Here is a 26,620-nt window from a genome sequence, read left to right as displayed (position 1 = left end):
AAATGTTATTAGTTGTAGATATAGGCAATACTGACATCGTTTTCGGTTTTTATGAAAACGAAAGCTGGAAAAGTATTCTTCGTACACCCACTCATCAGCCGTGGACGGCTTCGAGAATGGAGAATTGGATTCGTCAAGAATGGATTGAAAAGCAAATTGGATCTATTAAGCCTGATAAATTAACCATTTCTTGTGTTGTTCCTAGTATTTTGCCCCAAATACAAAGAGGTTTAGAATCTTGGTTAAGTGTGCAGGCTCAGGTGTTATGTAGCAATTTATATGCTTCTACTGAATTTCCGATTCAAGTAATTAGTCCAGATGAAATAGGCTCAGATTTAGTTGCTAATTCAGTGTATGCTTTTGATTATTACAAAACGGAAGTCTTGGTAGTTGATTTTGGTACAGCCTTAACTTTTACTTTAGTTAATTCGGAAGGTCGCATGGAAGGTGTTTCGATCGCCCCTGGATTGAAAACGGCTGTAAAATCCTTGTTTTCTCAAACAGCCCAATTACCTGAAGTGCCTTTAGAAGTTCCTGAGTCGGCATTGGGATATGATACCGTTTCGGCTATTCAAGCAGGTATTTTATGGGGTTACGTTGGTATGGTAAAAGAAATGATTCATCGAGTGAAGGAAGAAAAAGGGGGGCATATTAAAGTTTTGGCAACAGGAGGTTTATCCTCTATTTTAACTCCTTTGCAATCTTATTTTGATGAAGTTAATAAATTAATCACTCTAGAAGGTTTGCGAATCATTTCGCAAAAGAATTTATCATGAACGTGAAAACGCCTAAGGCAAATAACTTTTTTTTCCCAGCAGAATGGCATCCACATATTTCTACTTGGTTGACATTCCCACACAATGACCATTCTTGGCAAGAAGGTAAATTGGATAAAATGTATCCTGAATATTTTGCTTTGATAAAAGCTATATCACAAGGCGAAATGGTGAATTTAAATGTACATAGTGATACCTTAAAGCAATATATTGAAAGTCAATTGCCTATTTATGGAATAGATTCTAACAAAATTCACTTTCATATACATCCAACAAACGACGCATGGTGCAGAGATCATGGTCCTGCTTTTTTGATAAAAAAAGGAAGTGCAGAACGAATGATGCTCGATTGGGGCTATAATGCATGGGGAGGGAAATATCCACCTTTTAATGATGATAATGATTTGCCAAAAGCTATTTCAAAGCAATTAAATTTACCAATTGTTAGTCCTGGTATCATCATGGAAGGAGGTTCGGTTGAATTTAATGGGGCAGGAACTGTTTTAACAAGTAGATCATGTTTATTGAATAAAAATCGAAATCCTCATTTAACGCAAGAGCAAATAGAATCCTATTTGTGCGAATATTATGGTGTAGAGCAAGTTTTATGGGTTTCTGATGGGATTGTAGGGGATGATACAGATGGACATATCGATGACACAGTTCGTTTTGTGAATGAAGATACAGTCATAACGATGGTTGAGCCAAAAGTAGAAGATGCGAATCACGAGGTATTGGCTCAGAATTTGAAAGAATTGAAAGAAATGAAATTGCTTTCAGGAAAGTCATTGAATATCATTGAAATTCCAATGCCTGACCCTGTGATTATTGATGATTTCAGAGCGCCAGGATCCTATGCGAATTTTTATATATGCAATGCAGCTGTTATCGTACCCATTTTTGATTGTCCACAGGATGAATTTGCTTTAAAAACCTTGTCTAGTTTGTTTAAAGACCGTCCTGTGATTGGTTTATCTGCTAGAGAAATTATTTGGGGACAAGGCAGTTTCCACTGTTTAACACAGCAAGAGCCTAAATCAGCTATATGAGGTATTACTGGATTTTAACTTTCTTTTGCGTGATTTGGTTTAGTTCTTGCCAAAAAAAAGCCATTCCTATGGCTCAAAATAAGTCAGTAGATACCCTTCAACAAAAGCCTAAACTCAAACCAGAAATAAAATCTGTAAGTTTAAAAATGGGGAGTATTACGGCAAATGATATTCAAGAAAATTTTACGTTTTCAGATGAACTCTTGCTTAATTATTCTATTTCATTGATTGAAAATGACAAAGTAGTACAAACTTATGTTGGAATCAAGAAAATTGGCAGCGTCAAACAAGGGCAAAAAAATCAATTGGATTCCTTGATATTGCCTTCCCTAAAAATTCATAGAAAGCAAAAAATAGGTGTTCAGTTGTCATTGTGGGAGATTGATAATTATGATCAACTTTCCAAGACCTTGAATCAAGTGAATATGTTTGGTGGAATTCTACAAGTTCCGATTGCTTTGGCAGAATGGAGTTCCTTGAGTAATCCGTTGGGTTGGTTCCTATGGGGAACGAGAGCTGGTGGTTTGGGAATGATGTTTTTGTCGAAATTTGACCAAAATGATCTTTTAGGAGTATCTGAAATCATTTGGCCTTTTGAGGAAATACAAAAAGGCAAAGTTGAGAGATTTAAAAGAGGTAATTGGAAAGGTGGTAGGAATGGAATTAATAGTTACGATTATCAGTTTACTTATCAAATAAAAGCCTCGGATGACTGAATTAATCCGAATTATCGAGGATAATTTGTAATTTTGTTGGCTTAAAAACGTTTAAAGGTTTTTAATTGCCCTAAATCATACAGTATGTTATTAAAGCGTCATTTTAGTAAATTTTTTCTATTCGTCTTCTTTTTGTCGATTAGAACATTGTTTGCTCAAAATAGTTCACCCATTCAAATTGGGCCAAAAAAAATTAGTTCAGAACGTTTTTTAAGTGATTATCGTCGTTTAATCGAAAGTGATAGTGTAAGAGCTGAAAATAAAGAAAAGTTTTTAAAAGACTATATCGATTATCACTACAAAATTTTGGCTGCTGAGTTGGCTAAAATTCCCGAATCTCCTGGTTTTCAAGAGGAATACCAAAGCTTTAGAAAAGAGTTGGCAAGTCCTTATTTAATTGAAAATGAAAAAGTGGATGAATTAGTCAAAGAGGCCTATTCTCGTTTGAAAGATGAAAAACAGGTAGCTCATATTTTAGTGAAATTACCTTCCAATCCTAGTCCAGGAGATACATTAATTGCTTATCAAAAAATTGAGAATATTTATAAAAAGCTGAAATTAGGAGAGGATTTTTCTACCATGGCTTTGAAATATTCTGAGGATGATCAAAGTGCTCAAAAAGGTGGAAATTTAGGATATTTAACTTCCTTGCAAACTCAATATGCACTTGAAAATACCTTTTATTCTTTGGGATTAGGCGAATATTCTAAGCCAATTCGTACGAAAACGGGATATCACATTATTAAGTTATTGAAGCAAAGACCTAATCAAGGAAAGATTCGTTTGGCGCATATTTTAGTTTCTGTTGCGGTAAATGCCAATACCAATTTACAAGTGGATGCTAAAAAGAAAATTGAACAAGTTGAGGCTTATTTAACGGCAGGAGAGAGTTTTGAAACGGTTTGTAAGAATTATTCAGAAGATCCTTATTCGATTGGTCGTGGGGGTGAGTTAAGAAGATGGTATTATTCTTCAGATTTAAGTGAAGAATTACAAGATAAATTATTTGGATTACAACGTTTAGGTGATGTTTCTAAACCTATCAGAACCAATTTAGGCTGGCAAATTTTCAAATTGTTAGATAAAAAACCTTTGTTGACCTATGATGAAATGAGTGAATATCTTCGTCAAAAAATTATGACTGACCCAGATCGTTCTAATTTAATTCATACAGCATTTATGAAGCGAGTTAGAAAAGAAAATAATTTATTGATCGATGAACAAAATAAAAAAATCGCGATTGAGCGTTTCAATATCGATCGAGTTGGAGATGAACCATTTTTGAAATTTAATTTATTTAGTATTTCAGATAAGAATTTCACGATTCAAGATTTTTACAGTTTTATTGTTTCACAACAAAAGAGAAAATTAAAAGAGTTGGGTTATTTACCTACTATTTCTGAAGCTGAATGGTTGGATGATTTTATCGATCAAAATACCTTGAAATTAGAGGAACAACAACTAGAGAAAAAATATCCAGCCTTTAAGGAGCAAATGCAAGAGTTTTTCGAAGGAAGTTTATATAGTAAAATCACGGAAAATATGATTTTTGAGCCTTCTTTAGATTCTTTAAAGCAGGCAAATTATTACAAAGAAAATGCTTCTTTATTTGTTTTGCCAAATCGTGTGTACGCAAAATACATCAATGCGGATAGTCCTAAAACTTTATCAGATGCATTGGATTTATTGAAATCGGCTCCATATCCAATGAATAAACGTTATCCTGATGTTAATTTTAAACTTGGGACTAGTACATTATCTGACAATGCTGCGAAATTGATTTCAGAACTTCAGTTATTGATGTTGAAGAATAAAGATTATGTATTGGAAGTAAGTGGACATATTGATGCATCTGAAGCGGATTCCTTGGTTACGAATCGAATGGATAAAGTTGTTAAAGAAATTGCTAAAAAAGGCATATTATCTCCAAGGTTCATAGAAAAGGAGGAAGGTAAATTAAGTCCAATTTCAAAAACAGATAAATCCAAAAATGCGAGGGTAAGTTTTAAGTTTTATTCTGAATCGATGGATGATGTAGTGAAACGTTTTAATTCAATAAAACCGAATAGTTTAGAGGCACAAGAAAAATATTTTTTAAAGGGTGAAAATACCTATATTGATGCTTTGGGTGGGCAAATTTCGCGTAAAACATTGGAAGAAAATGGAAGGAATGTTTATGTAGAAATTATTAAGTCAGAACCTGAACGAATTAAGAGTTTTGATGAGTCAAGAAGCACAATTATTCGTAACTTGCAAGTTAAGTTGGAAAAAGAATGGTTGGAGAATTTAAAAAATACGAATCCTGTCATAATTCAACAGGAAGAATTACAAAAATTAATGCAATAGAAATTGATATGATGAAATTGACCAAGTGGATTTATGTGTTTGGAATGATCTTAGCGAGTACTTTAGCTTATTCCCAAGAAGAAAAAAAAGGTACTGTTTTGGATAAGATTATAGCGAAAGTCGATAATCATTTTGTTTTAAAATCTGAATTAGAGCAACAATATCAGCAATATCAGGCGAGTGGTCAGCCAAATACTCCAGGAAGATGCCAAATTTTAGAAAGTTTAGTGATCAATAAATTGATGTTGGCTAAAGCAGAAATAGATTCAGTTATCGTAGAGGATAAGCGTGTTGAAGCTGAATTGAATTCAAGAATGGAGCAAATGGAACAACAATATGGTTCTTCTAAAAGCATTGTAGAAGCCTTTGGTAAGTCAATTATTAATTTAAAAGAAGATTTACGTCTTTCACTTAAAGAGCAATTGACTGGTAGAAAAATGCAAGAAAAAATCTCGGAGGATGTGAAAATTACTCCAAAAGAGGTTGCTGCATTCTTTAATACTATTCCACAAGATTCATTACCTTATTTACCTTCTGAGGTTGAGATAGGACATATTGTTCGTTTAGCAAAGCCTAATGCTAATGAGAAGCAAGAATTAATTAATAAATTATTGGATTATAAGAGAAGAATCGAAAAAGGTGAATCATTTGAGGATTTGGCTAAATTATATTCCGAGGATTTAGGAAGTGGTAAAAAAGGAGGGGATTTAGGTTTTTCAAAGCGTGGTCAAATGGTAGCACCATTTGAAGCTGCGGCATTGAAATTAAAACCCAATGCTATGTCTGACGTGGTGGAATCAGAGTTTGGTTTTCACTTAATTCAATTGTTAGATACTCGTGGACAAGAATACAGAGCACGTCATATTTTATTAAGACCCGATTATCAAAAATTGGATTTGTCGGAGCCTACCAAGTTTTTAGATAGTATTCGCATTTTGATCCAAAGAGATTCATTGAAGTTTGATCGTGCAGCATCAATTCATTCGGAAGATAAGGCTACTCAAGATGCCGGTGGAATGATTTTAGATCCTAGCACACGTTCTACTCGTATTCCTTTTGATAGTAGTATGGAACCAGGTTTGTATTTTTCTTTGGATTCAATGACAGTAGGAACTATATCAAAACCGATTCCTTATCGTACAGAAGATGGAAGAAGTGCTGTGAGAATTTTATATTATAAAATAAAGCATCCACCACATTTTGCTAATTTGAAAGATGACTACCAAAAATTGGCTACTATCGCATTGAGTCGTAAGAGAAATGAGGTAATTGACAATTGGTTTGTGACAGCAAAAAAAGATGTTTTTATTTTTGTTGATGATGAATATTTAGATTGTAAAATATTGAGCGGGGAGCCTAGAACGGAATAAATATGCAGGGTGATGTTCAGTTAGCAGAGAATTTATTCAAAGACTATGAGTTGCTTAAAAATCAAATTTCTAAGCGAATTGTAGGTCAGAATGATGTTGTTGAACTTCTTATCAACGCTTTGTTTTCGAAAGGTCATTGCTTATTAGTTGGAGTACCTGGTTTGGCTAAAACTCGATTAGTACAAACTTTGGCCTCATTAATTGATTTAGATTATCGGAGAATTCAATTCACTCCGGATTTGATGCCTTCCGATATCATTGGTTCTGAATTATTGGATAATCAGCGTAATTTTATTTTCAATAAAGGACCCGTTTTTGCTAATATTATTTTGGCAGATGAAATTAATCGGACACCTCCCAAAACTCAATCGGCATTGTTAGAAGCCATGCAGGAGCATACTGTTTCTGTTGCAGGTATCAGTCATGAATTACCCAATCCGTTTTTTGTTTTAGCTACGCAAAATCCCATTGAACAAGAAGGAACTTATCCCTTGCCTGAAGCGCAATTAGATCGGTTTTTGTTTATGTTAAAATTGGATTACCCTTCGTATGAAGAAGAATTAGCGGTCGTAAGGATGTCTAATCAAGAAGTGGAACTTAATAATGAAGCTGTTTTGTCAATTCATCAATTATTGGATTATCAAGCTTTGGTGCAAAGAATTCCAGTAACGGATCAATTAATTGAAAAAGCAGTACAATGGGTACAAGCTACTCGACCGAATGCTAAACTTGCATCTAATACAGCCAAACAATACATATCTTGGGGAGCGGGTCCAAGAGCTTCTCAAAATTTAATTTTAGCAGCCAAATGTAGATCTATTCTTCGTGGACGTTTTTCTCCGAATTTGGAGGATTTAAGAGCCGTAGCAGTTCCTGTTTTACAACATCGAATAATTCCCAATTATAAAGCAGAAGCCAATGGACTTGGTGCTGCAGATTTGGTGGAGGAAATAATTGAGTAATGTAAAATGTAGAATTTAGAATGTAGAATTGAGAAATTACACACTTATCATTTTAAATTTGCTATTGAACTACAAGTTCAATTCATAGTACACACTCGGCACAGCCGAGCGCGTTTTATATTTGTTATTGAACTACAAGTCCAATTCATAATTCATAATCGGCACAACTTAGCGCTTTTTTTATTAGTTATTGAACTACAAGTTCAATTCATAATTCATAATCGGCACAACTTAGCGCTTTTTTTATTAGTTATTGAACTACAAGTTCAATTCATAGTACACACTCGGCACAGCCGAGCGCGTTTTTTCTCTTTTCTCTCTTCTCTTTTCTCTTTTCTTAAACCGCCACTGGAGCTTTAATGCCCGGATATGGATCATATCCTTCCAAAGTGAAATCCTCGAAAGTGAAATCAAAGATGTCTTTGATGTTGGGATTTAATTTCATTGTAGGCAATTTTTTAGGTTCTCTGCTCAATTGTAATTCAACTTGTTCCATGTGATTTGAGTACAAATGCGTATCTCCGCCTGTCCAAACAAAATCGCCTAAGCCTAAATCACATACTTGTGCAACCATCATCGTTAATAGGGCATAGCTAGCAATATTAAAAGGAACACCTAAAAATACATCGGCTGATCTTTGATATAGCTGACAGGATAATTTTCCGTTGGCTACATAGAATTGAAAAAATGCATGACAAGGCATTAATGCCATTTTGGGTAAATCTGCTACATTCCAAGCACTAACTATTATTCTTCTGGAATCTGGATTGGTTTTTAAGGTATGAATGATATCCTTTATTTGGTCAATTACTTGACCATTTGGACCTTCCCAAGATCTCCATTGTTTACCATAAACAGGTCCCAAATCTCCATTTTCATCAGCCCACTCATCCCAAATGCTAACATTGTTCTCCTTTAAATAGGCTGTATTTGTTTCCCCTTTTAAAAACCAAAGTAGTTCGTAAATAATCGATTTCAAGTGAGTTTTTTTGGTGGTAACCAAAGGGAAACCTTCTTCTAAATTAAAGCGCATTTGATAGCCAAAAACACTTGTAGTTCCCGTTCCTGTACGATCTGATTTAAACGTACCTTCTGATTTAATATGTTGTAATAAATCTAAATATGCTTTCATAATTATGCTTCAACTTTTTCGCCATTGATTAATAGGCTATGGGTAATGATTGAACTTGGTTCTAACTGGGCGGTTGCAGAGCAGTATTTATCCATGGATAATTCAATGGCTTTTAAAGCTTTAGGTCCGCTAATTTCCCCTTTTAATTCGAATTGAATATTGATAGTTCTAAATGGTGTTTTTTCTGTTCCTTCAATTTTCTCTCTAGTTCCAGACACACGAATTTGGAAATCTTCTACGATTTGCCTTTGTTTTTTCAAAATGATTATCACATCAATCGCAGTACATCCCCCTAATCCCATCAATAGTAGTTCCATGGGCCTTGCTCCAGCATTGTGCCCACCGATACCCTCAGCAGCGTCTATATGCACTGGAATGGGAGAGCTTCCCAAGGCTTGAAAATGAAAATCTTGATCTATTCTATTTAGTACTACTTCCATGTTTTATCTTTCTTATGCTATTATTCCTTTTAAAATATATTTTCCCTTTGTGGAGGGTACAATGTTAATAGTTAATTTAATATTTTTATTTGCAAAAATTTATTCATTACTAAGTCCCAAAATTTGTTGGGAACTCCTTTATGAACAAGGTAAATTAGTTTAAATGTGGTTTTATCATATAATTTGAATTCATTGATCAAAAGTTTAGATTATCTTTGTGGCTTAATTTTAAGCAAATGGCATATTACTCAATTCAAGGAATTCCTTTAGTTAATTTAGCACAAGAATTTGGTACACCTCTTTACGTATATGACGCTGACAAAATTAGAGAAAAAATCTCAGTTTTAAGAGACAGTTTTTCTCAAATTCCTTTACATATCAAGTACGCTTGTAAAGCGAATACCAACTTGTCTATTTTGAGATTGATGAAGCAGGAGGGAGTTGAATTAGATGTTGTTTCACCTCAAGAGTTAGAATTAGGTTTATTGGCTGGATTTTCAGGCTCAGAAATTACTTTTACTCCCAGCGGAGTAGATTTTTCAGAGATTGAATATGCCGTTGAAAAAGGGGCCATAGTTAATTTAGATAATCTTTCTGTCCTCGAAAAATTTGGAAAAAAATATGGTTCCTCGAAGCCATGTTTAATCCGAATTAAGCCACATGTTTTTGGGGGAGGAAATGAAAAAATTATGACGGCTCATCCTGAGTCGAAATTTGGCATTTCCATTCATCAAAAAAATGAAATATTAGCTTTAGTGGCGCAATATGGCATTCGAGTAATTGGTTTACATCAACATACAGGTTCAGACATCAAGGATAGTTATACTTTTCAAGAGGCTGCTAAGGCAATTTTTGAATTTGCAATTGATTTTAAAGATCTTGAATTAATTGATTTAGGAGGAGGTTTTAAAGTCCCATATTCACCACAAGACCCAGGAGTTAATATGCAAGAAGTAGGTCAAGGAATGGGGAATGCTTTTCTTGAATTTTGTGAAAAATATGGTAAAAAGTTGAAATTATGGGTAGAACCAGGAAAGTTTCTTGTTAGTGAAGCGGGAACATTTTTAGCTTCTGCAACAGTTGTAAAAAATGACCCCATTAAAACTTTTTTAGGACTTAATACAGGACTAAATCATTTGATTCGACCTATGATGTACGGATCATTCCACTATATTTTTAATGCGAGTAATGCAGATGAGTCTCAAAAAGTAGATTACAGGGTTGTTGGAAATATTTGTGAGACAGATACATTCTCTTTTGGTTTTGATGGGAAACAAAATGAGCGATTATTGAATATAGCTCAAGAAGGAGATATTATTGCATTCGCAAATGCAGGAGCCTATGGTTTTACGATGGCTTCTCATTACAATTCTCGGTTTTTACCAGCAGAAGTCTTAATTGACGGGGGTAAAGCTATTTTGATTCGTAAAAGAGAAACCATCGAAGATATTTTAAGAAATCAGATTTAATAAAGCACCCAAGTATCTTTTGATCCGCCTCCTTGAGAAGAATTAACGACCAAGGAGCCTTTTCTTAGGGCAACTCTCGTTAGTCCGCCTGGAATTACTTGAACATCATCTCCATATAAAATATATGGACGCAAGTCGACATGCCGTCCTTCTGTATGGTCATCAATCAGGCAAGGAACCCGAGATAAAGATATGGTTGGTTGGGCGATATAGTTTCTTGGATTTTCAAGGATATATTTCTTGAATTTTTCTTGCTCTTCTTTTGTCGAGTTTGGACCAATCAACATACCATAGCCGCCTGCTTCATTGGCTTCTTTTACAACCAGTTTTTCGATATTTTCCAAAACATAGTTTCGATCTTTTTCTTCTCCACAGATATAGGTTTCAACGTTTGGAATAATTGGGTCTTCACCTAAATAATATTTGATGATTCTCGGTGCATAGGCATAAATTACTTTATCATCTGCCACTCCCGTTCCAGGGGCATTTGCCAATGCAACTTTACCATTTTTATATACATCAAAAATACCCGGTATGCCAATCAAAGAGTCAGGGTTAAATGTTGTGGCATCCAAATAAGTATCATCAATTCTTCGATAAATGACATCAACTATTTCAAATCCTTTAGTAGTCCGCATTTTTACATATCCATCATGTACAACTAGATCACGAGCATCTACCAATTCAACACCCATTTGTTGCGCTAAATAAGAATGCTCAAAATAAGCAGAATTATAAATTCCAGGTGTTAAAACAACAATATTGGGATCAGGTCTATCACTGATATATTGCAGCATTTGCAATAATTTATGTGGATAATCTGAAATAGGTCTAATTTGCGTTTTGGCTACGACTTCAGGAAAAGTTTGTTTCAATAATTCCCTGTTCTCCAACATATAGGATACCCCAGATGGACAACGTAAATTATCCTCCAAAACCATGTATTCTCCATCTTTTCCCCTTATCAAATCCGTACCAGTGATATGTATCCAAATATTTTTGGGTGGTTTAATCCCCATACAAGGAGCTAAAAAGTTTTTAGATGAATAAATGACTTCTTTGGGAATAATTCCATCCTTGATGATTTTTTGATCTGAATAAATATCTGCCAAAAATAAATTTAAAGCGGTAATTCTTTGCTTTAAACCTCTTTCCAGTTTTTCCCATTCTTTTGAATTTAAAATGCGAGGAATAATATCCACGGGCATAATCCTTTCTGTACCTTCATTTTCGGCATATACATTGAAGGTAATTCCCATGGCCATTAATGCTCTTTCGGCAGATTGTTGTCTTCTTGTAAATTCTTCAACACTTAATTGTTCTACACGGTCCTTAAAGTGTGCATATCCTTCTCTTATTTGACCTTCTGGAGTAAACATTTCATCGAAATATCCCTCCGTATCGTAATTGTTAAAACTGAAATTTGCCATGGATATAAATTTTAAAATTGCTTGATTACCAATTAATTTAGAATTTTATTTTTATTAAAATTTCAATCCGTCTAAAATATTTTTATTTAGAATGGAATTAGACTTTTTTATATTGAAAAGGTGCTATTTTATGGAGCGTATTAGAAATTAAGAATGTAGAATTAAGAATGTAGAATTAAGAATGAAGAATTAAGAATGAAGAATTAAGAATGTAGAATTTAGAATGAAAAATGTTGAATCATTTTAACTGACTTAAATTTAACGCTGGAAAAAAGTCTCATTCTACATTCTTAATTCTACATTCTTAATTTTTAATTCTACATTCCTCATACATCTTACATCATACATCTTACATCTTTCAGTATCTTTGAACATGGAAAATGATGATTTAGTTGATGCCCTTGAGCTTTTAGTTAAACTTTGGGATGTACATGCAATAAATGAGTTTAAAAGTAAAAATTTATCTTTTGCGATTAGAGGAATTGATAAATTTCCAAATTCTATAGCCTCTGCGAGTGAAGATGAATTGCTTCAAATTCCTGGTGTAGGCAAATCAGTCGTTAAAATCATTATCGATTTAGCCCAAAAAGGAAGTTCTGTTGAATTGGAACAGATCGTGGAACAAACTCCACCTGGTTTATTTCAACTCCTTAAAATAAAAGGATTAGGGCCTAAAAAAGTGCGTGCTATTTGGCAAGAACTAGGGATCACGGAAATAGATGATTTGCTTCTTGCTTGTCAAGAAAATCGGTTAGAAACGTTGAAGGGTTTTGGTAAATCTGTTCAAGAAAATGTATTGACTTATATTTTATTTCTAAAACAAAATAATCAAAAACTACGTATCGATAAAGCTACCCATCTTTCTCAATCTCTTTTCAACGAATTATCTGAACATTTTGGTAGGGTGGAAATTGCGGGTGATTTAAAGAGAAACCTTGAAGTAATAAATGAATTAGTTTTTGTCGTTCAAACAGATGATCTTTTCGGTGCTCAAATGATGATAAATTCGATGAGTCATTGGAAAGAAAATATGCAAGAGTCTTCTCCTTTCACTTGGAGAGGGGCTATTGAAGGTCATATCATACCTGTTTCTGTTCATATTACGGATGAAAATCAGTTTGTCAACCTCAGTTTTCAATTGTCTGCCCACCCTGAACATTTGGCTAAAGTGAATTATTACACTTTATTTCAAAATAAAACCATTCAATCTGATCATGAGATTTATGTAAGTCAAAATTTGCCTTATATTATCCCAGCTATGCGCGAGGGACGTTCCGAATTTGATTGGTCCTTGAAATATTCCAATGATCAGTTGATTCAAGTTGCTGATTTGCAGGGATGTGTACATAATCATTCTACCTTTTCGGATGGTAAAAATACGTTGTTAGAAATGGCAGAAGCTTGTAGAAATTTGGGTTTAGCTTATTTTGGGATTGCCGACCATTCACAATACGCTGCTTATGCAGGTGGTTTAAAGCCTGATCGTATCATTGAACAACATGAAGAAATTGATCTATTAAATAAAAATTGGACTGATTTTTGCATTCTAAAAGGAATTGAAGCTGATATTTTACCAGATGGATCTCTGGATTACGACTTAGAAATTTTATCTAGTTTCGATTATGTAGTTGCTTCTGTTCATGCTGGACTAACGATGGATTTAGAAAAAGCGATGGAGCGTTTGATCAAGGCCATTGAAAATCCATATACTACTATATTAGGTCATCCCACTGGTCGTTTGTTATTGACTAGGCCAGGTTATCCTTTGAATATGTCCAAAATTATCGACGCTTGTGCTGCTAACAAAGTGGCGATCGAATTAAATGCGAGTCCCTACCGATTGGATCTCGATTGGCGTTATATTTATGAAGCTATGGAAAAAGGAGTTTATATTTCTATTAATCCTGATGCCCATCAAATAGATGGTTTAAAAGATATGGAATGGGGGGTTAAATTGGCTCAAAAAGGCGGATTAGTCAAGCAATTTACCTTTAATGCCTTATCAGCAAATGAAATGCTTGCCTATAAAAAGTAATCTATCTGCTTGTGAATTTTGAGCTTAGGTATATTATTTCTTTTAGAAATTTGGTTTTAGTAAATACTTAGCATAAAATTCATCAATGACACGGACAGCTTCTGTGGGGGTATCTACCAAAGCAAATAATTCCAAATCTTCCTCATTGATATTTCCTTGAGATACCATCGTGTTTTTCATCCAATCAATTAAACCCTGCCAATATTCTCTACCCACTAACACAACGGGGAACTTTCCAATTTTATGTGTTTGAATCAATGTTAAAGATTCAAACATTTCGTCTAGTGTACCGAATCCGCCTGGCATAATGACAAATCCTTGAGAATATTTAACAAACATCACTTTTCGAACAAAGAAAAAATCAAAATTGATATTTTTATCGTGATCAATATAGGGATTAGCGAATTGTTCGAAAGGTAGTTCAATGTTTAGACCTACTGATCTACCATTTTCACTTTTAGCACCTTTATTTCCGGCTTCCATAATTCCAGGACCACCGCCTGTAATAACGCCATAGCCATGTCGAACCAATTTGGCAGCAATTTCTTCCGCAATTTGATAATATTTATTGTCAGATTGAGTTCGAGCAGACCCAAATATAGAAACACAAGGACCAATTTTAGAAAGTTTATCAATACCTTCTACAAACTCGCTCATTATTTTGAAAATTCTCCAAGATTCTTCTGATTTTATCTGTGCCCAAGTACGGTCACCAAAAGCTTTTTTAATTTTCTCTTCTTCGTTTTCCCAGCTTTGATCAGTCATATTTTTATTCTCATTTTACTCGCAAATGTAAGATTTATCCTTGTACCTTTGTGAAAATTTGAAAGCTTTTTATGAATTCTAAAATAACTTTTGCTGTCGGTGGAGATCATGCCGGTTTCGCCTACAAAAATGATTTAATCAATTATTTACAAGAAAAAGGAATTGAAGTGAAGGACTTCGGTGCTTATTCTTTAGATTCAGTGGATTATCCTGATTTTGCACATCCTGTAGCCGAAGCAGTAGAAAAAGGGGAAACTACATTTGGTTTGTTATTATGCGGAAGCGCTAATGGTGTTGCTATTACAGCCAATAAACACCAAGGTATCAGAGCGGGATTAGCTTGGAATACGGAAGTTGCTTCATTAATTCGTCAACATAATGACGCTAATATTATCTGTTTACCCGTACGTTTTATCTCTTTAGACGAGGCTAAGGCTTGCTTGCAAGTGTTTATCGATACACCGTTTGAAGGTGGTAGACATCAAGGTAGAGTAGATAAAATTACTTGCTGTTAATGAACTTTTTTATAAAGATGGAGGTCAATTAATTGATATTGACTTTTTAATTTTGGTAAAAAAGTACTTAAGATTTGAAATTTACCCTCTGGATCATAAATGTAATTCGGAGGGTCTTTTTTTAGAAAGTCAGAAAGAATGATGATATTTTTATATTCATTTATTCCATCAAACAAATATTTTGAAAGTTCCCAATTGAGAAATGGCCCCACCATTTTATTTTGTTGATATTCTTCAATTTGCGGGCCTAAAACCATTAGTTTTTCATTTCGAATATTCAGCTGATTATTTTTTAATCGATCGATGGAATTTGATTTCGATTGTATACTTAAGCTACTGAAAGTTCCTAAAATCAAAATCCAAAAGATCAATTCTTTCTGCCAAAATTTTTTGAATAGATAGAAGGCATTTAAACCAAACAAAACCAAGGCTGGTAAGAAAAAAATCAAATTGGCCCTTGATAAGCCAGGCAGGGTAAATAATGCTAAAATTGATATAATGATGAATAGCAAATTACTTTGAAATACCTTTTGGGCATGTGCCCTTATTTTTTTACTTCTACTGACGCTCCAAAGTCCAATGATTCCAAATAAAATGGCAGGGAAAAATACAATGAAAATTTGTTGCCAATCTCGAATGAGGGGTGTTTGGAATTCTAAAGCTGATTTTTTTAATAATTGAATCATCAAGTTTAATGTACCATTATATAAAAAAAGAGCTGCTGTAATTAGAAAAACGAATAAATACCCAACGATCGTCAAAACAACTTGTCGGATTGTAATGCCTGTATAGAATATCAGACTCAGTACGGCCCAAATGATGAATATGGTATAACTCCAAAAAAATAAACTTGCAATCCCGACAAAAATTCCAACGATAAAAACCCTGTCATTGGTTTGAAGACGTGTTTGTTGAGCTGTAATCTCCCTCCATGCTAAAAGTAAAAATGTTAAGCCAAGCAGTGCAGGAGCAGGTACGAAGAACTCATATGATAAATGAAAACTTACTAAATATAAGATGAAGGGAATGATGCCAATTTTAGGTAAAATCTGATGTTTTTGAATGGTTTGCTGAAAAAGAAAAGCCTGTAAAATGATAATACCTGAAGCTAGAAAAATTTTCCATTCCAATGGAAAATTTAAAAAGGATAAAAATCGATAAAATAAAGCAGAAATCGGACTCGTATTATCTTTAATATCACCATATAATTGAAAACCTTCGTTTAGTTTTACTCCCAATAAGTGATATCTGAACTCCCAAGTAAAAGGTTCAAGTTGAGTGGAAAACAAGAAATACAAGCCGGTAGCCCACATTATGAGGGTTAAACCAAGGGCCAAGCGATAATTCGATCTTAAAATTTCAAACATATTTCGATTTTCAACTTGCTAAATTACGGTGATTCCAATTATTATTGTGAAATTTGTGAAATTTTTGAGAAGAATAGATTAGGAGAAATTATGGAAAGTAAGCGTCAACAAAAATTTGGAAGACAAATTCAAAAGGATTTAAGTGACATATTTCAAAAGGATTTTAAAGAAATATTGGGCAAAGGGATGGTAACCATCACAGATGTTAAAGTTAGCCCAGATCTTTCTTTAGCCCGAGTATATTTAAGTTTCCTACTTGTAGATAATCCCAAACAAGTGGTTCAGGCTTTGGAAGACAACAACAAAGCGATACGCAATGTCTTAGCGAATAAAATTCGACATCAAGTAAGAATTATACCCCATTTGTCGTTTTTCTTAGACGATACTGCAGAATATGCTGCTAAAATTGATGCTTTGTTCGAAGGATTAGTGATTCCTCCTGCTACAGATGATGAATAATTAAATTTTTGGAAAGTGAATTTACCTTTATTTATTGCTAAAAGATATTTTTTTACAAGAAGTAAGGCGAGTTTCATCACCTTTATTTCACGCATTTCCATGATTGGAGTTGGGGTGGAAGTAATGGCATTGATTTTAATTTTATCTGTTTTTAATGGTTTAGAGGATTTTCAAAAAGGGTTATTTCGAACCTATGATCCCGATTTAAAGCTTGTTTCTAAAGAAGGTGCTCGATTTTCCATTGATCCAAATAAAATCCAACAGCTAAGACAAATCGATGGAATTAAATTTATCAATCCCGTTTTAGAGGACCAAGCTTTGATTCGATATGGTGGTAAGCAATTAGTGGTCCGTTTAAAGGGTGTTGATGATGAATTTCTTCAGGCTAAACGACTAAAAGCTCAAGTAACTGAAGGAGATTATTTATTGAAGGATTATGATCGGTCCTTTGGTTTGGTTGGCTTAGGTGTTTTTTTAAGCATGGGAATGAGTTTTGAGGATGTTTTTACTCCCATAGAAGCTTGGTATCCGAATCATAGTTCCTTGAAAAACTTTTCAATCAACTCTGAAGCTGCAAGAAGTAATCTTTTTTTTCCTGGTGGCGTTTTGGAGGTAGAGCAAAATTTTGACAATCAAATGGTGCTCGTTCCTTTAGAATGGATGCGCCAATTGGTTGGGACTGAAAAAGAATTGAGCGCTTTGGAATTAATGTTGAAGGATGAAAATCAGGCTGAAAACGTAAAAAATGATATTAAGCGAGTTTTAGGTGAGTCATTTGATATTCAAACTCGAGATGAACAACACGCCATTCTATTAAAAGCTATCAAAATTGAAAAGCTCTTTGTTTTTCTAATTATGGCTTTTGTGATGGGAATCGCCTCATTTACTTTATTTTATGCTTTGTCTTTGTTAGTCATTGAAAAGAAAAAAGATTTAGCAACCATGCTGGCCATGGGAATCAGTAAAAAACAATTGTTCCGTACATTTTTGTGGGTAGGTGTTTTGATTAGTTTTTCAGGAGCAATTATTGGTATGATACTAGGATTCAGTTTTGCTTGGGCTCAAGAAACCTTTGGGATTATTTCATTGGGTATCCCAAATGCCTTGATTGATGCTTATCCGATTAAAATGGAATTGTTTGATTTTATTTGGACTGCTTTGGTAGTCATCATAATTACCTTTTTAGCATCTATTTTCCCTGCATACAAAGCAGTCCAAATTACTTTTAATTCTACTTTTAAGAAGTAATAGGAGGGTTGAATTCTCCTTCCCATTTAGAAACCACACAAGTCGCAACTCCATTTCCTGCCACAGAAGTGACTGTTCTTCCCATATCTAAAAATGGGTCAACACCTAATAATAAAGCAATCCCTTCGGCTGGTAAATTAAACATGGTTAAAGTGCCTGCTATGATTACCAAAGAGGCTCTTGGTACTCCTGCGATTCCTTTGGAAGTAATCATTAATGTTAAAAGCATGGTAATTTGTTGTTCTAAGCTTAATTGAACTCCATAAGCTTGTGCAATGAATCCAGTCGCAAAGGTCATATACAACATTGAACCATCTAAGTTGAAGCTATATCCCAAGGGTAATACAAAGCCAACAATACGTCGACTGCAACCAAATCTTTCTAAGGCAGCAATAGTTTGTGGAAAAGAGGCTTCTGAACTAGCTGTAGAAAATGAAATCAATAAAGCTTCTTTCAATTCTTTTAGTAGTTTCCAATAAGGGATTTTATTTGCTAGGCAGATTAACCATAAAATAACGGTGGTAAAAAACAGCAAACCACCCATAAAACAAATCATTAAATAACCATAGCTAATTAAAATGCTCAATCCTTTATTGGCTACTACGGTTGTCATTGCAGCGAAAACAGCATAAGGAGCTAATTCCATGACATAGTTAACCATTTTGAAAACGACTTCTGCCAAATTTTCAAATACGTGAATCAACTTTTTTCCAGTTTCGCCAATGGAACCCAAAGCAACTCCAAAAAATAAAGAAAAAATGACGATTTGAAGGATTTCATTTTCAGCCAAAGCTCTAAAAAAACTATCCGGAAAAATATGCAAAATGAAATCTTCCAAGGTTTTTACTTTGGATGAATCAATGCCTGTATTCGTTCCAGCAGCAGGTTTTGGCCAACTTTGTAAACTTCCAGGTTTAGTTATGTTGACAACAACTAATCCGGTAATTAATGAAAGGATGGTGGCAAAATAAAAATAACCGATCGTTTTTAAGCCAATTCTACCTACAGCTTTGAAATCACCTAATTTAGCAATACCAACCACCAAAGTACAAAATACCAAAGGTCCAACGATCATTTTAATGAGTCGAAGGAAGATCTTCGAAATGATTTGGATTTTATTGGCCCATTCGTGGCTTAGTTCAGGACTAAAATTTAAAAAAAAGAATTCTCCTAAAATTAAGCCTAAAACGAATCCAATGATGATTTTATTGGTTAATGTTAATTTCATTGTTTTGTTGATAAAAGTTTTTTGTAAAGAGGTATACGGTAAAGTATCATCCCGTAAAATAAGGGAAATAACATATAATCTAAAATTCGATAATTTGTTTGGAATTCAATTGAATCTATGATTGCGGTTTGATGATCATTGATCATTTTTAATCCATGCTTATGTTTCCAATATTTTAATCCAAATGGCATTTTTATGCCTTGGTCAATAAAGTATTTTTCTGATTCAGATGTCTGATTTTCAATGATTAATGAACTCCATGAGGTTTTATACAATAGGAAATTCATTTCAATTACTACATTGTCATTGACATTGCATCCATCGAAAGTGCTTATTCGAATCAATGGAAAAGGAGGTGATAATTTTTCCAATAAATCTTTGTCAAATTGCTTCCAAACAAGGTCGATAGTTGAATTGATTTTTGTTTGAAGGCTAAATTTGAGCATAGTTTAAAATGATAGGGCAAATTTTATCAAAGCTGTAAATACGGTTTTGATTCCAACAAGTACGTATTTAGCTAGATTTTGTACAATAAAATTGGATTCTTCAGTTTCCTTTTGTTGCTTTTTCTCCTCTGTAATTTCGTTAGGGTAATTGCTTTTATGCGAATGTAAGGATTGAGCTTTTTGGGTAGAATCCAGTTGAATCGTTTTAGCTTTGGTTGTTAACGAATTGTATTCAAGAAGTCCAAAACTGCTTGTAAAGATAAATAAGCTGATAAAGATGAAGTAAATAGAAAGGCGTTTCATTGGATTTATTTTTTTAATTTTTGTTTAGCGGTTTCTAATTTTTGACCTTGAATAACGACCGAATCTTCACTCGATTTTAAGTCAATTGTATTTTGTACTTGATTAGCCAATATTTTTTCTTTGGCTAATTTTGCTTCTTCTAATCTTTGTAAAAGCAAATCAGTTTGACGTTTGTTTGCATCTAATTCTCTAACTAAACGCTCAGAATATCGTTGGTGCTTTGTTTTAGACTTAATTAATTCATTTAATTTTTTTTCTTCCACTCTTGCAGCTTCTTCCAAATTAACTATTTGAACAAAATTATCTAGCCAAATGCTTGCCTCTCTGTAACTTGGATGTCCAGATTTGATGTAATTGTCTGGTCCTAAAGGTATTGCAACGAAAAGTCGTACTCTGTTTTTTTCTTCCGAAATTTTGGATAAAACAGTGAATTCTGCGTCAGTGATCGATTTGACTTTTGTTTGGTTTGAGATGATAGCGCCATTTCTGCCTTTTTCTACATTGCCATATTCGGATAAATACCTTTTCCAGCTCTCTATGACATCTTCTTCAGCGGCATTGATATAAGTGTAAAAACCTTCTTTTTTGGCACTTTCAATTTCTGAGATACCCGAAAATGTTTGCGCAAATGAAGCGATTGATGAAACTGTTAGTAAAAGAACAATGAATAAGCTTTTCATAATATTTTTTTATCCTAAACGGATTTTAATGAGCAAAGGTATATGATTTGTTGAATTTTAGAAATTTTTTAGGCTAGACTTTTGAACAAATAGCTACTTCATTTTTCCCGTCTTTGTTTTCATAAGCATATATTGTCTTATTTCCACCATCTTGTAGTTTCCATTTTTTCCTTAATTCAGCTGTTGATTGAGGAAAATTTTTACAAACAATGTTTGCCTTTTTATCAACTAAATGTTGTTGAATCCATTTTGTTTCAGCTGTTCCTACCTGATCTATTTTGAAAATTTTACCAGGGAAATCAGTGATTAAATGATCCGAAGTATATAAATGTGTGTGCTGTGAGATTTTATAGACCCCAGTTTTTGCGAGATTTTTAAAAAAACCAGCTTTCATAATTCCAGCGTGTGCCTCGTATAAATAGTTTAAAGCTGAAGCGTATTCTATGACACTTTCTTTTTCTTGTACTTTACTCGAACTAAATATATACGGATTTGAGTTATTTAATTCGATGATATGAATAATAGGGAATAAGGTGGCGACTTTAGTTTTAAAAAAAAGTAATTCTTTTACTTCATTTTTTATAGAAACCACATAAACAGCATCTACACCTCCAAGTTCTTTTACTGCTCGGTCAATATCTAAAATGGGACTAGTTTTAAGCAATAATTGTAGGCCTTGATCGATTATCGGTAATATTTCAATGACGTTCGGTTGACAATCTTTAAACAAAATGACTTTTTCGCCTTTTTCATTTCTCCTGGCAGGATCTAGATAAACAAAATCAAATTTTTGATAATGCTCTTTTAAATATTGAATTCCATCTGTGTTGTGGTGCTTGATTTGCTTATTTTTATTTATCAAAACCTGGTGGTTGTATTGCGTTATTTCACAAAGTTTGGGTTGGATTTCTACATATTCTACTTGATTTCCTGCTAAAGCAAATGCCCAAGAATCTACACCCATACCCCCTGTAATATCAATGATTTTTCCTTTAATCAATCCTGCTTTAAAATGACTTGTTAATTCAGATGAAGATTGCTCTAAAGATATACTTGGGGGAAAAAAAATCGCAGAATTATTTGCCCAGCTTGGGATTTTATCTTTTAATTTTTGTCGAGCTTGAATTTGAAAAGCTAATTTTGGAATAGAAAAATCGGCGTTTTTTTTGGCCGCTAAAGAAATTTGGAAAGGATCTTTGCTTAGATTTTCTTGAATAAATAAAATTTCCTGTTCTGTTAGCATAGAGCAAAAATAATTCAATTCAATCAAATTCGACAATTTATTTGAAATTCAACATTTGGATTAGATTTTATTGTAAATTTAAAACTTAAATTAAATGATATGGCGATATTTTCTTTGACAATAAACTCCAAAAAGCATCGAGTAGATGCAGATCCTGAAACCCCATTGCTTTGGGTTATTCGCGATTTTGTAGGTTTAAGTGGTACAAAATTTGGTTGTGGAATGGGTTTGTGTGGAGCTTGTACTGTTTTGTTAAATGGTGAACCTATCCGCTCTTGTTCAACGCCCGTATCTAGCCTAAAGTCCGCAGATAAAATTACGACCATTGAAGGTTTGTCAAATACGAGTCAACATGCGGTTCAATTGGCATGGATCAAAGAACAAGTACCTCAATGCGGCTATTGTCAAAGTGGTCAAATTTTAGCAGCTACCGCACTCTTAGCCAAAAATACACAACCTAGTGATGATGACATTGATCAAGCAATGTCAGGAAATATTTGTCGGTGTGGCACTTACGATGATATGCGAAAAGCCATTCATTCTGCCGCAAAAGTTTTGAATCAAAATCAGAAAAACCATAAATAAGATCAATGATGAAAAAGGAATTATCAAATTCAAGAAGAGATTTTATTAAAAAAAGCGCAGCATCTATTGCTTTTTTAGCCTTAGGTTTTTCGAGCGAAGCAAATTCGAAAACGACTGATAAATTGAAAAAGGTGGCCAATTTGGCAATTGAAATGAATCCATATATTTTGATTGATGAATTGGGACATGTTACTATTTTCAATGCTCGACCTGATATGGGTCAAGGTACTTTTCAATCGCTACCTTTATTAATCGCTGAAGAATTAGAAGTACCCTTGTCTTCTGTCAATATCGTGATGTCGGATGGTTCTGCGAAATTTGGTTCGCAATTGTCGGGCGGTTCTTCTTCTGTAAGAACAAGATATATTCCAATGCGTACTGCTGGTGCAGCCGCGAAAGAAATGTTGATTCAAACTGCAGCTAAAAAGTGGAATATTGGAATTTCTGATTGTTATGCCAAAGAGGGAAGAGTGTTTTCTAAAAAAGGAAATCAATCTTTTTCTTACGGTGATTTGGTAGAAGAAGCCTCACATTTGCCTGTTCCAGCTAATCCTGTTTTAAAACCCGTAAGTGAATTTACTCAAATAGGAAAATCATTGCCAAGAACAGATATTCCTTCGAAAGTGAATGGAACGGCCATTTTTGGTATGGATGTAAAATTACCAGGAATGTTATATGCATCCATTGCACATGCGCCCATGATTCATGCAAAAGTAAAATCATACAATGGAGAAAAGGCCATTGCGCAAGCAGGAGTTAAATTTGTGGTGAAAACGGAAAGAAAAATGCCGCATGCGAGAACTGAAGCAATTGCCGTTTTGGCAGATAATTATTTTGCAGCATTAAAAGCAAAGCGACTTTTATCGATTGAGTGGACTTCTGAGGAAGCTCCTGGAATGAATACAAGTGATTATTTTAAAAAATTAGAAATAGCTGCCAAAGAGAAAGGCAATGCATACAAAGATGCCAAAGTTGGAGATTTTGAAAAAGCCATATTAATTTCTGATAAAACATTAGAGGCCAATTATCAAACACCATTTTTAGCTCATGCACCTATGGAGCCAGAAAATGCGACTGTTTTTGTACAAGGAGATCAAGTAGAAGTTTGGGCACCTATTCAAGGTCCAGATTCTTTAGTAACTGAATTGGCTCAATATTTGCAAATTAAACCAGAGAATGTTAAAATCAATGTGACATTTTTAGGAGGTGCGTTCGGTAGAAAAGCCTATTATGATTATGTATTAGAAGCGGCACATTTATCGAAGCAGGTGAATGCGCCTGTAAAAGTTATTTGGACCCGAGAAGATGATATGCAACAAGGTCCATTCCGTCCTGGTATGTTATCTGCCATGAAAGCTGGAATAGATGAACAAGGAAATATTTTAGCATTTGAGCATAAATTAAATGGCGCGTCTATTTTAAACCAAGTATTTAAAGCGCCTTTAGGCGATGGACCTGATCCATGGGCGGGTGAAGGTATTAGTTTGGAAGATAGTCCATATCAATTTCCGCACCGTCGAAATTCATTTAATTTAGTAACCACAAACATTCCTATTCTTTGGTGGCGTTCGGTTTATGCTTCAACGAACCTTTTTGGACAAGAAAGTTTCATCGATGAAATTGCACATTTTACTAAAAAAGATCCTTTAGATGTCCGTTTGAATTTATTAAAAGATCATCCGAAGTTTACGGCCATTTTAAATAAGTTAGCAGAGATTTCAGACTATCGTAATCGACGAAAAAAGGGTGAATCGATTGGTATAGCGATTTCAAGATCTTTTGCAAGTACCGTTGCTCATGCCATTTTAGTAGAGAAATCGGGCACTGGAGTGAAAATCAAAAAAGTATTTTCTGTTATCGATTGCGGCATCGCTTTGAATGAAAAAAATATCATTGCACAAACCCAAAGTAATATTATCATGGGTTTAACGGCTGCCATCAAAAATGAAATAACTGTTGTAAAAGGAGAAACTCAGCAAAGTAATTTTCATGATTATGCCGTTTTAAGGCAAGGTGAAATTCCAGCCATGGAAGTTTTTGTGATGAAAAACGAAGATTTACCGGGAGGAGTAGGCGAACCAGGTTTACCGCCAGTTGCCCCTGCGCTTTGTAATGCAGTATTTTTGGCGACTGGAAAAAGAATTAGGAAATTGCCTTTTGATATAGATCAGGTATAAAAATGATTCAAGGCTTACTTTTGGCGGCAGGAACTTCTTCTCGATTAGGACAACCTAAACAATTGTTAGAATTGAATGGAAAAAGTTTGCTAGAATTAAGTGTATTGCATTTATTGAAAGTCACACCCTATGTAAAGGTTTTATTGGGAGCAGAAATTAATCAATCTGTGACTATTTTAGAACGTTTAAAACAGGTTTATCCTTCCATTGAATATTTGGTTTGTGAAACTTTTAAAGAGGGGATGGGCAGTACCTTGTCGGAAGGTTTCCGTTCATTAAATCCAGATTGTGCGGTTATTGTTCATTTGGTCGATTTACCTTTTGTGAATGAAATTCATTTTAATCGTTTAATTGATCAAAATAAATTATTTCCTGAAAAGGCCGTTGTTAGTTCATTTAGAGGCTTACTCGCACCGCCCATTTTAATTCCATCTAACTTAGTGTCTCAGTTGAATGATTGGAAAGGCGAGAAAGGATTAGGTCAATTTTGGAAATCAAATCCTCAATTGTGTGAATTTGTCGAGTTTGACGAAGATTATCAGGATGTGGATACGATGGAGGACTATTTGGAGGTAAGAGGTAAGAGGTAAGAGGTGGCTTCGACTCCGTACAGCCATCGGGCTATTACCTTTTAGCTTTAACCTTTAACTTTTAACCTTTTACTTTTTACCTTTTACCTTTTACCTTTTACCTTTTACCTCTTACCTCTTACCTTTTACCTTTTACCTTTTACCTTTTACCTCTTACCTCTTACCTCTTACCTCTAACTAAACTTTCAAAAAGATTTTCTTCTTATAAAATACATAACAGATACTCCAGCAAACCAATGCAAAGGCAATTGCATAGGCTAATGAACCATTGTATTTGCCGAAAATAGGTTCAAAAATATGCCAATAAATCCATGTATTAGCTGAGGTAAATCCATCACCTTCGGCAATTTTAAATTTGTCTAATTGTATAGCTAGTACCTCTGAAATGGCATAAGCTAAAATGGAATTTGTGCCAAAAACCAAGAAAAAAGTATTTGCAAAGTGCTTCTCTTTTACTTCAATCCACCAATAGGTTAAACTAATTAAGATAAAATCAATTCCTGCGCATAATAATACAAATGAACTTGTCCATAATTTTTTATTGATTGGAAATGCTATATCCCAAAGTAATGCCAAGGTAATTAGGCCAATGCCAAAGGCAATAAGCGTAGGAACGATGGGTGCGTTTTTTGCTCTTTGTTTTTCTAGATACAAACTAGTTTGGTAGCCAAATAAACAAGTAGAAAAAGCTGGTAAGGTACTCAAAAGACCCTCAGGGTCAAATGCTAATCCATTCCCATGATATAAATGGTCGGCTCCAAACAACAATAAATCCAATTTTCGAACGGCATTTGTAGCCAATTCATAGGCTGCCCCTGGTTCACCAAAGAAGCCCATTATAGCCCAATAAGCTAATAAAATGGCTATATTCACTCGAGTGAGCCACTTTTCAGAAACCTTTAAAACGAGAAAAGAAATGGCACAATAGGATAAAGCAATTCTGGGTAGGACATTCAGAAATCGTAATTTGCTAATATCAAAGTCCAAAAATGGAAAGTAAAAAATGATGTAATTGATTAAAAACAACATCAAAGTTCTTTTGATGATTTTATTCCTTAAAATAGGGGTCAAAGTGTAATTGAAGGATTTGAAAGAAAATCGCATCGCTACGCCTACCATGAATAAAAAAGAAGGGAATACTAAGTCGGTAGGCGTGAAACCATGCCAAGATGCATGTTTCAGCGGGGCGTAAGTAAATTCTCCATTTCCTGAAGTATTGACTAAAATCATAGCTGCCAATGTAATGCCGCGTAGAATGTCAAGGGATAAAAATCTAGTTTTCATGATAG

The 26,620-nt window shown here is 34.2% G+C and carries 25 protein-coding genes; 14 read left to right on the top strand and 11 right to left on the bottom strand.

Annotated elements, in window-relative coordinates; all coding sequences use genetic code 11:
• The first annotated feature begins 2 nt into the window (after positions 1-2).
• The 6 genes from V7S79_RS03545 to V7S79_RS03520 all read left to right on the top strand — a co-directional run bounded on the left by V7S79_RS03545 (position 3) and on the right by V7S79_RS03520 (position 7,219).
• Positions 3-776: a type III pantothenate kinase gene (locus tag V7S79_RS03545; RefSeq protein WP_459489175.1), complete on the top strand. Its 774-nt coding sequence runs from the start codon at positions 3-5 to the stop codon at positions 774-776.
• Entirely contained in the window at positions 773-1,825 is a 1,053-nt protein-coding gene (locus tag V7S79_RS03540) for an agmatine deiminase family protein (RefSeq protein ID WP_459489174.1), read from the top strand. The genes V7S79_RS03545 and V7S79_RS03540 overlap by 4 nt, the downstream gene beginning before the upstream one ends.
• The gene (locus V7S79_RS03535; protein WP_459489173.1) at positions 1,822-2,541 is read left to right on the top strand and encodes a hypothetical protein; all 720 of its coding nucleotides are present in this window, start codon (positions 1,822-1,824) and stop codon (positions 2,539-2,541) included. Before V7S79_RS03540 ends, V7S79_RS03535 begins: the two co-directional genes overlap by 4 nt.
• 84 nt (positions 2,542-2,625) lie before the next feature.
• On the top strand, positions 2,626-4,887 hold the full coding sequence (locus V7S79_RS03530) for a peptidylprolyl isomerase (RefSeq protein WP_459489172.1): 2,262 nt from the start codon (positions 2,626-2,628) through the stop codon (positions 4,885-4,887).
• Between the two features lie 8 nt (positions 4,888-4,895).
• Positions 4,896-6,257 (top strand): peptidylprolyl isomerase, encoded by a 1,362-nt coding sequence (locus tag V7S79_RS03525; protein WP_459489171.1) that lies wholly within the window; start codon positions 4,896-4,898, stop codon positions 6,255-6,257.
• A complete protein-coding gene (locus V7S79_RS03520; RefSeq protein ID WP_459489268.1) occupies positions 6,254-7,219 on the top strand; it encodes an AAA family ATPase in 966 nt (321 codons plus the stop codon). Before V7S79_RS03525 ends, V7S79_RS03520 begins: the two co-directional genes overlap by 4 nt.
• Positions 7,220-7,556: 337 nt before the next feature.
• Here V7S79_RS03520 and V7S79_RS03515 read toward each other — a convergent pair whose 3' ends face one another.
• Both V7S79_RS03515 and V7S79_RS03510 read right to left on the bottom strand, forming a co-directional pair.
• Positions 7,557-8,351 (bottom strand): thymidylate synthase, encoded by a 795-nt coding sequence (locus V7S79_RS03515; RefSeq protein ID WP_459489170.1) that lies wholly within the window; start codon positions 8,349-8,351, stop codon positions 7,557-7,559.
• A 2-nt stretch (positions 8,352-8,353) separates the two neighbouring features.
• Positions 8,354-8,791, bottom strand: coding sequence for an OsmC family protein (locus V7S79_RS03510; protein WP_459489169.1), 438 nt, complete (start codon positions 8,789-8,791; stop codon positions 8,354-8,356).
• Between the two features lie 236 nt (positions 8,792-9,027).
• Between V7S79_RS03510 and lysA the strand changes: the two genes are divergently transcribed.
• Positions 9,028-10,260, top strand: a complete 1,233-nt coding sequence (gene lysA, locus V7S79_RS03505; protein ID WP_459489168.1) for a diaminopimelate decarboxylase — start codon at positions 9,028-9,030, stop codon at positions 10,258-10,260.
• On the opposite strand, the gene V7S79_RS03500 is transcribed toward lysA, so the two are convergent.
• Positions 10,257-11,690 carry a circularly permuted type 2 ATP-grasp protein gene (locus tag V7S79_RS03500; RefSeq protein WP_459489167.1) on the bottom strand — a complete coding sequence of 478 codons (1,434 nt, stop codon included), beginning with the start codon at positions 11,688-11,690 and terminating at the stop codon, positions 10,257-10,259. The two genes, lysA and V7S79_RS03500, sit on opposite strands and share 4 nt — an antisense overlap.
• 373 nt (positions 11,691-12,063) lie before the next feature.
• Here V7S79_RS03500 and V7S79_RS03495 point away from each other — a divergent pair, with 373 nt between their 5' ends.
• A complete protein-coding gene (locus V7S79_RS03495) occupies positions 12,064-13,725 on the top strand; it encodes a helix-hairpin-helix domain-containing protein (RefSeq protein ID WP_459489166.1) in 1,662 nt (553 codons plus the stop codon).
• Between the two features lie 42 nt (positions 13,726-13,767).
• Here V7S79_RS03495 and V7S79_RS03490 read toward each other — a convergent pair whose 3' ends face one another.
• A complete protein-coding gene (locus tag V7S79_RS03490) occupies positions 13,768-14,490 on the bottom strand; it encodes an LOG family protein (protein WP_459489165.1) in 723 nt (240 codons plus the stop codon).
• Between the two features lie 71 nt (positions 14,491-14,561).
• Between V7S79_RS03490 and rpiB the strand changes: the two genes are divergently transcribed.
• Positions 14,562-15,005, top strand: coding sequence for a ribose 5-phosphate isomerase B (gene rpiB / locus V7S79_RS03485; RefSeq protein WP_459489164.1), 444 nt, complete (start codon positions 14,562-14,564; stop codon positions 15,003-15,005).
• Here rpiB and V7S79_RS03480 read toward each other — a convergent pair.
• On the bottom strand, positions 15,002-16,372 hold the full coding sequence (locus V7S79_RS03480; RefSeq protein ID WP_459489163.1) for a DUF6427 family protein: 1,371 nt from the start codon (positions 16,370-16,372) through the stop codon (positions 15,002-15,004). The genes rpiB and V7S79_RS03480 overlap by 4 nt on opposite strands.
• A gap of 90 nt (positions 16,373-16,462) precedes the next feature.
• Here V7S79_RS03480 and rbfA point away from each other — a divergent pair, with 90 nt between their 5' ends.
• Together rbfA and V7S79_RS03470 are read left to right on the top strand one after the other, a co-directional pair.
• The gene (gene rbfA, locus V7S79_RS03475; RefSeq protein WP_459489162.1) at positions 16,463-16,831 is read left to right on the top strand and encodes a 30S ribosome-binding factor RbfA; all 369 of its coding nucleotides are present in this window, start codon (positions 16,463-16,465) and stop codon (positions 16,829-16,831) included.
• 15 nt (positions 16,832-16,846) lie between these two features.
• Positions 16,847-18,079 carry an ABC transporter permease gene (locus V7S79_RS03470; protein ID WP_459489161.1) on the top strand — a complete coding sequence of 411 codons (1,233 nt, stop codon included), beginning with the start codon at positions 16,847-16,849 and terminating at the stop codon, positions 18,077-18,079.
• On the opposite strand, the gene V7S79_RS03465 is transcribed toward V7S79_RS03470, so the two are convergent.
• The 5 genes from V7S79_RS03465 to V7S79_RS03445 all read right to left on the bottom strand — a co-directional run bounded on the left by V7S79_RS03465 (position 18,069) and on the right by V7S79_RS03445 (position 21,979).
• Entirely contained in the window at positions 18,069-19,307 is a 1,239-nt protein-coding gene (locus V7S79_RS03465) for a dicarboxylate/amino acid:cation symporter (protein WP_459489160.1), read from the bottom strand. The genes V7S79_RS03470 and V7S79_RS03465 overlap by 11 nt on opposite strands.
• On the bottom strand, positions 19,304-19,753 hold the full coding sequence (locus tag V7S79_RS03460; RefSeq protein WP_459489159.1) for an SRPBCC family protein: 450 nt from the start codon (positions 19,751-19,753) through the stop codon (positions 19,304-19,306). Before V7S79_RS03460 ends, V7S79_RS03465 begins: the two co-directional genes overlap by 4 nt.
• A 3-nt stretch (positions 19,754-19,756) precedes the next feature.
• On the bottom strand, positions 19,757-20,056 hold the full coding sequence (locus V7S79_RS03455) for a hypothetical protein (RefSeq protein WP_459489158.1): 300 nt from the start codon (positions 20,054-20,056) through the stop codon (positions 19,757-19,759).
• A gap of 5 nt (positions 20,057-20,061) precedes the next feature.
• Positions 20,062-20,736 (bottom strand): hypothetical protein, encoded by a 675-nt coding sequence (locus V7S79_RS03450; protein ID WP_459489157.1) that lies wholly within the window; start codon positions 20,734-20,736, stop codon positions 20,062-20,064.
• 73 nt (positions 20,737-20,809) lie between these two features.
• Complete coding sequence (locus tag V7S79_RS03445; RefSeq protein WP_459489156.1) at positions 20,810-21,979, bottom strand: class I SAM-dependent methyltransferase; 1,170 nt, start codon at positions 21,977-21,979, stop codon at positions 20,810-20,812.
• 99 nt (positions 21,980-22,078) lie between these two features.
• Between V7S79_RS03445 and V7S79_RS03440 the strand changes: the two genes are divergently transcribed.
• Genes V7S79_RS03440 through V7S79_RS03430 form a run of 3 tightly spaced genes read left to right on the top strand, consistent with a single transcriptional unit; the run spans position 22,079 to position 25,331 of the window.
• Positions 22,079-22,564, top strand: coding sequence for a (2Fe-2S)-binding protein (locus V7S79_RS03440; RefSeq protein ID WP_459489155.1), 486 nt, complete (start codon positions 22,079-22,081; stop codon positions 22,562-22,564).
• Positions 22,565-22,569: 5 nt separating this feature from the next.
• Positions 22,570-24,741 carry a xanthine dehydrogenase family protein molybdopterin-binding subunit gene (locus tag V7S79_RS03435; RefSeq protein WP_459489154.1) on the top strand — a complete coding sequence of 724 codons (2,172 nt, stop codon included), beginning with the start codon at positions 22,570-22,572 and terminating at the stop codon, positions 24,739-24,741.
• 2 nt (positions 24,742-24,743) lie between these two features.
• Entirely contained in the window at positions 24,744-25,331 is a 588-nt protein-coding gene (locus V7S79_RS03430; RefSeq protein ID WP_459489153.1) for a nucleotidyltransferase family protein, read from the top strand.
• Positions 25,332-25,508: 177 nt separating this feature from the next.
• On the opposite strand, the gene V7S79_RS03425 is transcribed toward V7S79_RS03430, so the two are convergent.
• Complete coding sequence (locus tag V7S79_RS03425; protein WP_459489152.1) at positions 25,509-26,615, bottom strand: acyltransferase family protein; 1,107 nt, start codon at positions 26,613-26,615, stop codon at positions 25,509-25,511.
• Between the last annotated feature and the right edge of the window lie 5 nt (positions 26,616-26,620).

This window comes from Aquirufa sp. ROCK-SH2, assembly GCF_054558315.1.
The sequence above is the reverse complement of the archived record's forward strand: the minus strand, read 5'-3'. Positions and strand labels throughout refer to the sequence as shown.

Coding starts and splice junctions, on each gene's coding strand:
- V7S79_RS03545 (WP_459489175.1), top strand. CDS start 3: ATGTTATTAGTTGTAGATATAGGCAATACTGACATCGTTTTCGGTTTT.
- V7S79_RS03540 (WP_459489174.1), top strand. CDS start 773: ATGAACGTGAAAACGCCTAAGGCAAATAACTTTTTTTTCCCAGCAGAA.
- V7S79_RS03535 (WP_459489173.1), top strand. CDS start 1,822: ATGAGGTATTACTGGATTTTAACTTTCTTTTGCGTGATTTGGTTTAGT.
- V7S79_RS03530 (WP_459489172.1), top strand. CDS start 2,626: ATGTTATTAAAGCGTCATTTTAGTAAATTTTTTCTATTCGTCTTCTTT.
- V7S79_RS03525 (WP_459489171.1), top strand. CDS start 4,896: ATGATGAAATTGACCAAGTGGATTTATGTGTTTGGAATGATCTTAGCG.
- V7S79_RS03515 (WP_459489170.1), bottom strand. CDS start 8,351: ATGAAAGCATATTTAGATTTATTACAACATATTAAATCAGAAGGTACG.
- V7S79_RS03510 (WP_459489169.1), bottom strand. CDS start 8,791: ATGGAAGTAGTACTAAATAGAATAGATCAAGATTTTCATTTTCAAGCC.
- lysA (WP_459489168.1), top strand. CDS start 9,028: ATGGCATATTACTCAATTCAAGGAATTCCTTTAGTTAATTTAGCACAA.
- V7S79_RS03500 (WP_459489167.1), bottom strand. CDS start 11,690: ATGGCAAATTTCAGTTTTAACAATTACGATACGGAGGGATATTTCGAT.
- V7S79_RS03495 (WP_459489166.1), top strand. CDS start 12,064: ATGGAAAATGATGATTTAGTTGATGCCCTTGAGCTTTTAGTTAAACTT.
- V7S79_RS03490 (WP_459489165.1), bottom strand. CDS start 14,490: ATGACTGATCAAAGCTGGGAAAACGAAGAAGAGAAAATTAAAAAAGCT.
- rpiB (WP_459489164.1), top strand. CDS start 14,562: ATGAATTCTAAAATAACTTTTGCTGTCGGTGGAGATCATGCCGGTTTC.
- V7S79_RS03480 (WP_459489163.1), bottom strand. CDS start 16,372: ATGTTTGAAATTTTAAGATCGAATTATCGCTTGGCCCTTGGTTTAACC.
- rbfA (WP_459489162.1), top strand. CDS start 16,463: ATGGAAAGTAAGCGTCAACAAAAATTTGGAAGACAAATTCAAAAGGAT.
- V7S79_RS03465 (WP_459489160.1), bottom strand. CDS start 19,307: ATGAAATTAACATTAACCAATAAAATCATCATTGGATTCGTTTTAGGC.
- V7S79_RS03460 (WP_459489159.1), bottom strand. CDS start 19,753: ATGCTCAAATTTAGCCTTCAAACAAAAATCAATTCAACTATCGACCTT.
- V7S79_RS03455 (WP_459489158.1), bottom strand. CDS start 20,056: ATGAAACGCCTTTCTATTTACTTCATCTTTATCAGCTTATTTATCTTT.
- V7S79_RS03450 (WP_459489157.1), bottom strand. CDS start 20,736: ATGAAAAGCTTATTCATTGTTCTTTTACTAACAGTTTCATCAATCGCT.
- V7S79_RS03445 (WP_459489156.1), bottom strand. CDS start 21,979: ATGCTAACAGAACAGGAAATTTTATTTATTCAAGAAAATCTAAGCAAA.
- V7S79_RS03440 (WP_459489155.1), top strand. CDS start 22,079: ATGGCGATATTTTCTTTGACAATAAACTCCAAAAAGCATCGAGTAGAT.
- V7S79_RS03435 (WP_459489154.1), top strand. CDS start 22,570: ATGATGAAAAAGGAATTATCAAATTCAAGAAGAGATTTTATTAAAAAA.
- V7S79_RS03430 (WP_459489153.1), top strand. CDS start 24,744: ATGATTCAAGGCTTACTTTTGGCGGCAGGAACTTCTTCTCGATTAGGA.
- V7S79_RS03425 (WP_459489152.1), bottom strand. CDS start 26,615: ATGAAAACTAGATTTTTATCCCTTGACATTCTACGCGGCATTACATTG.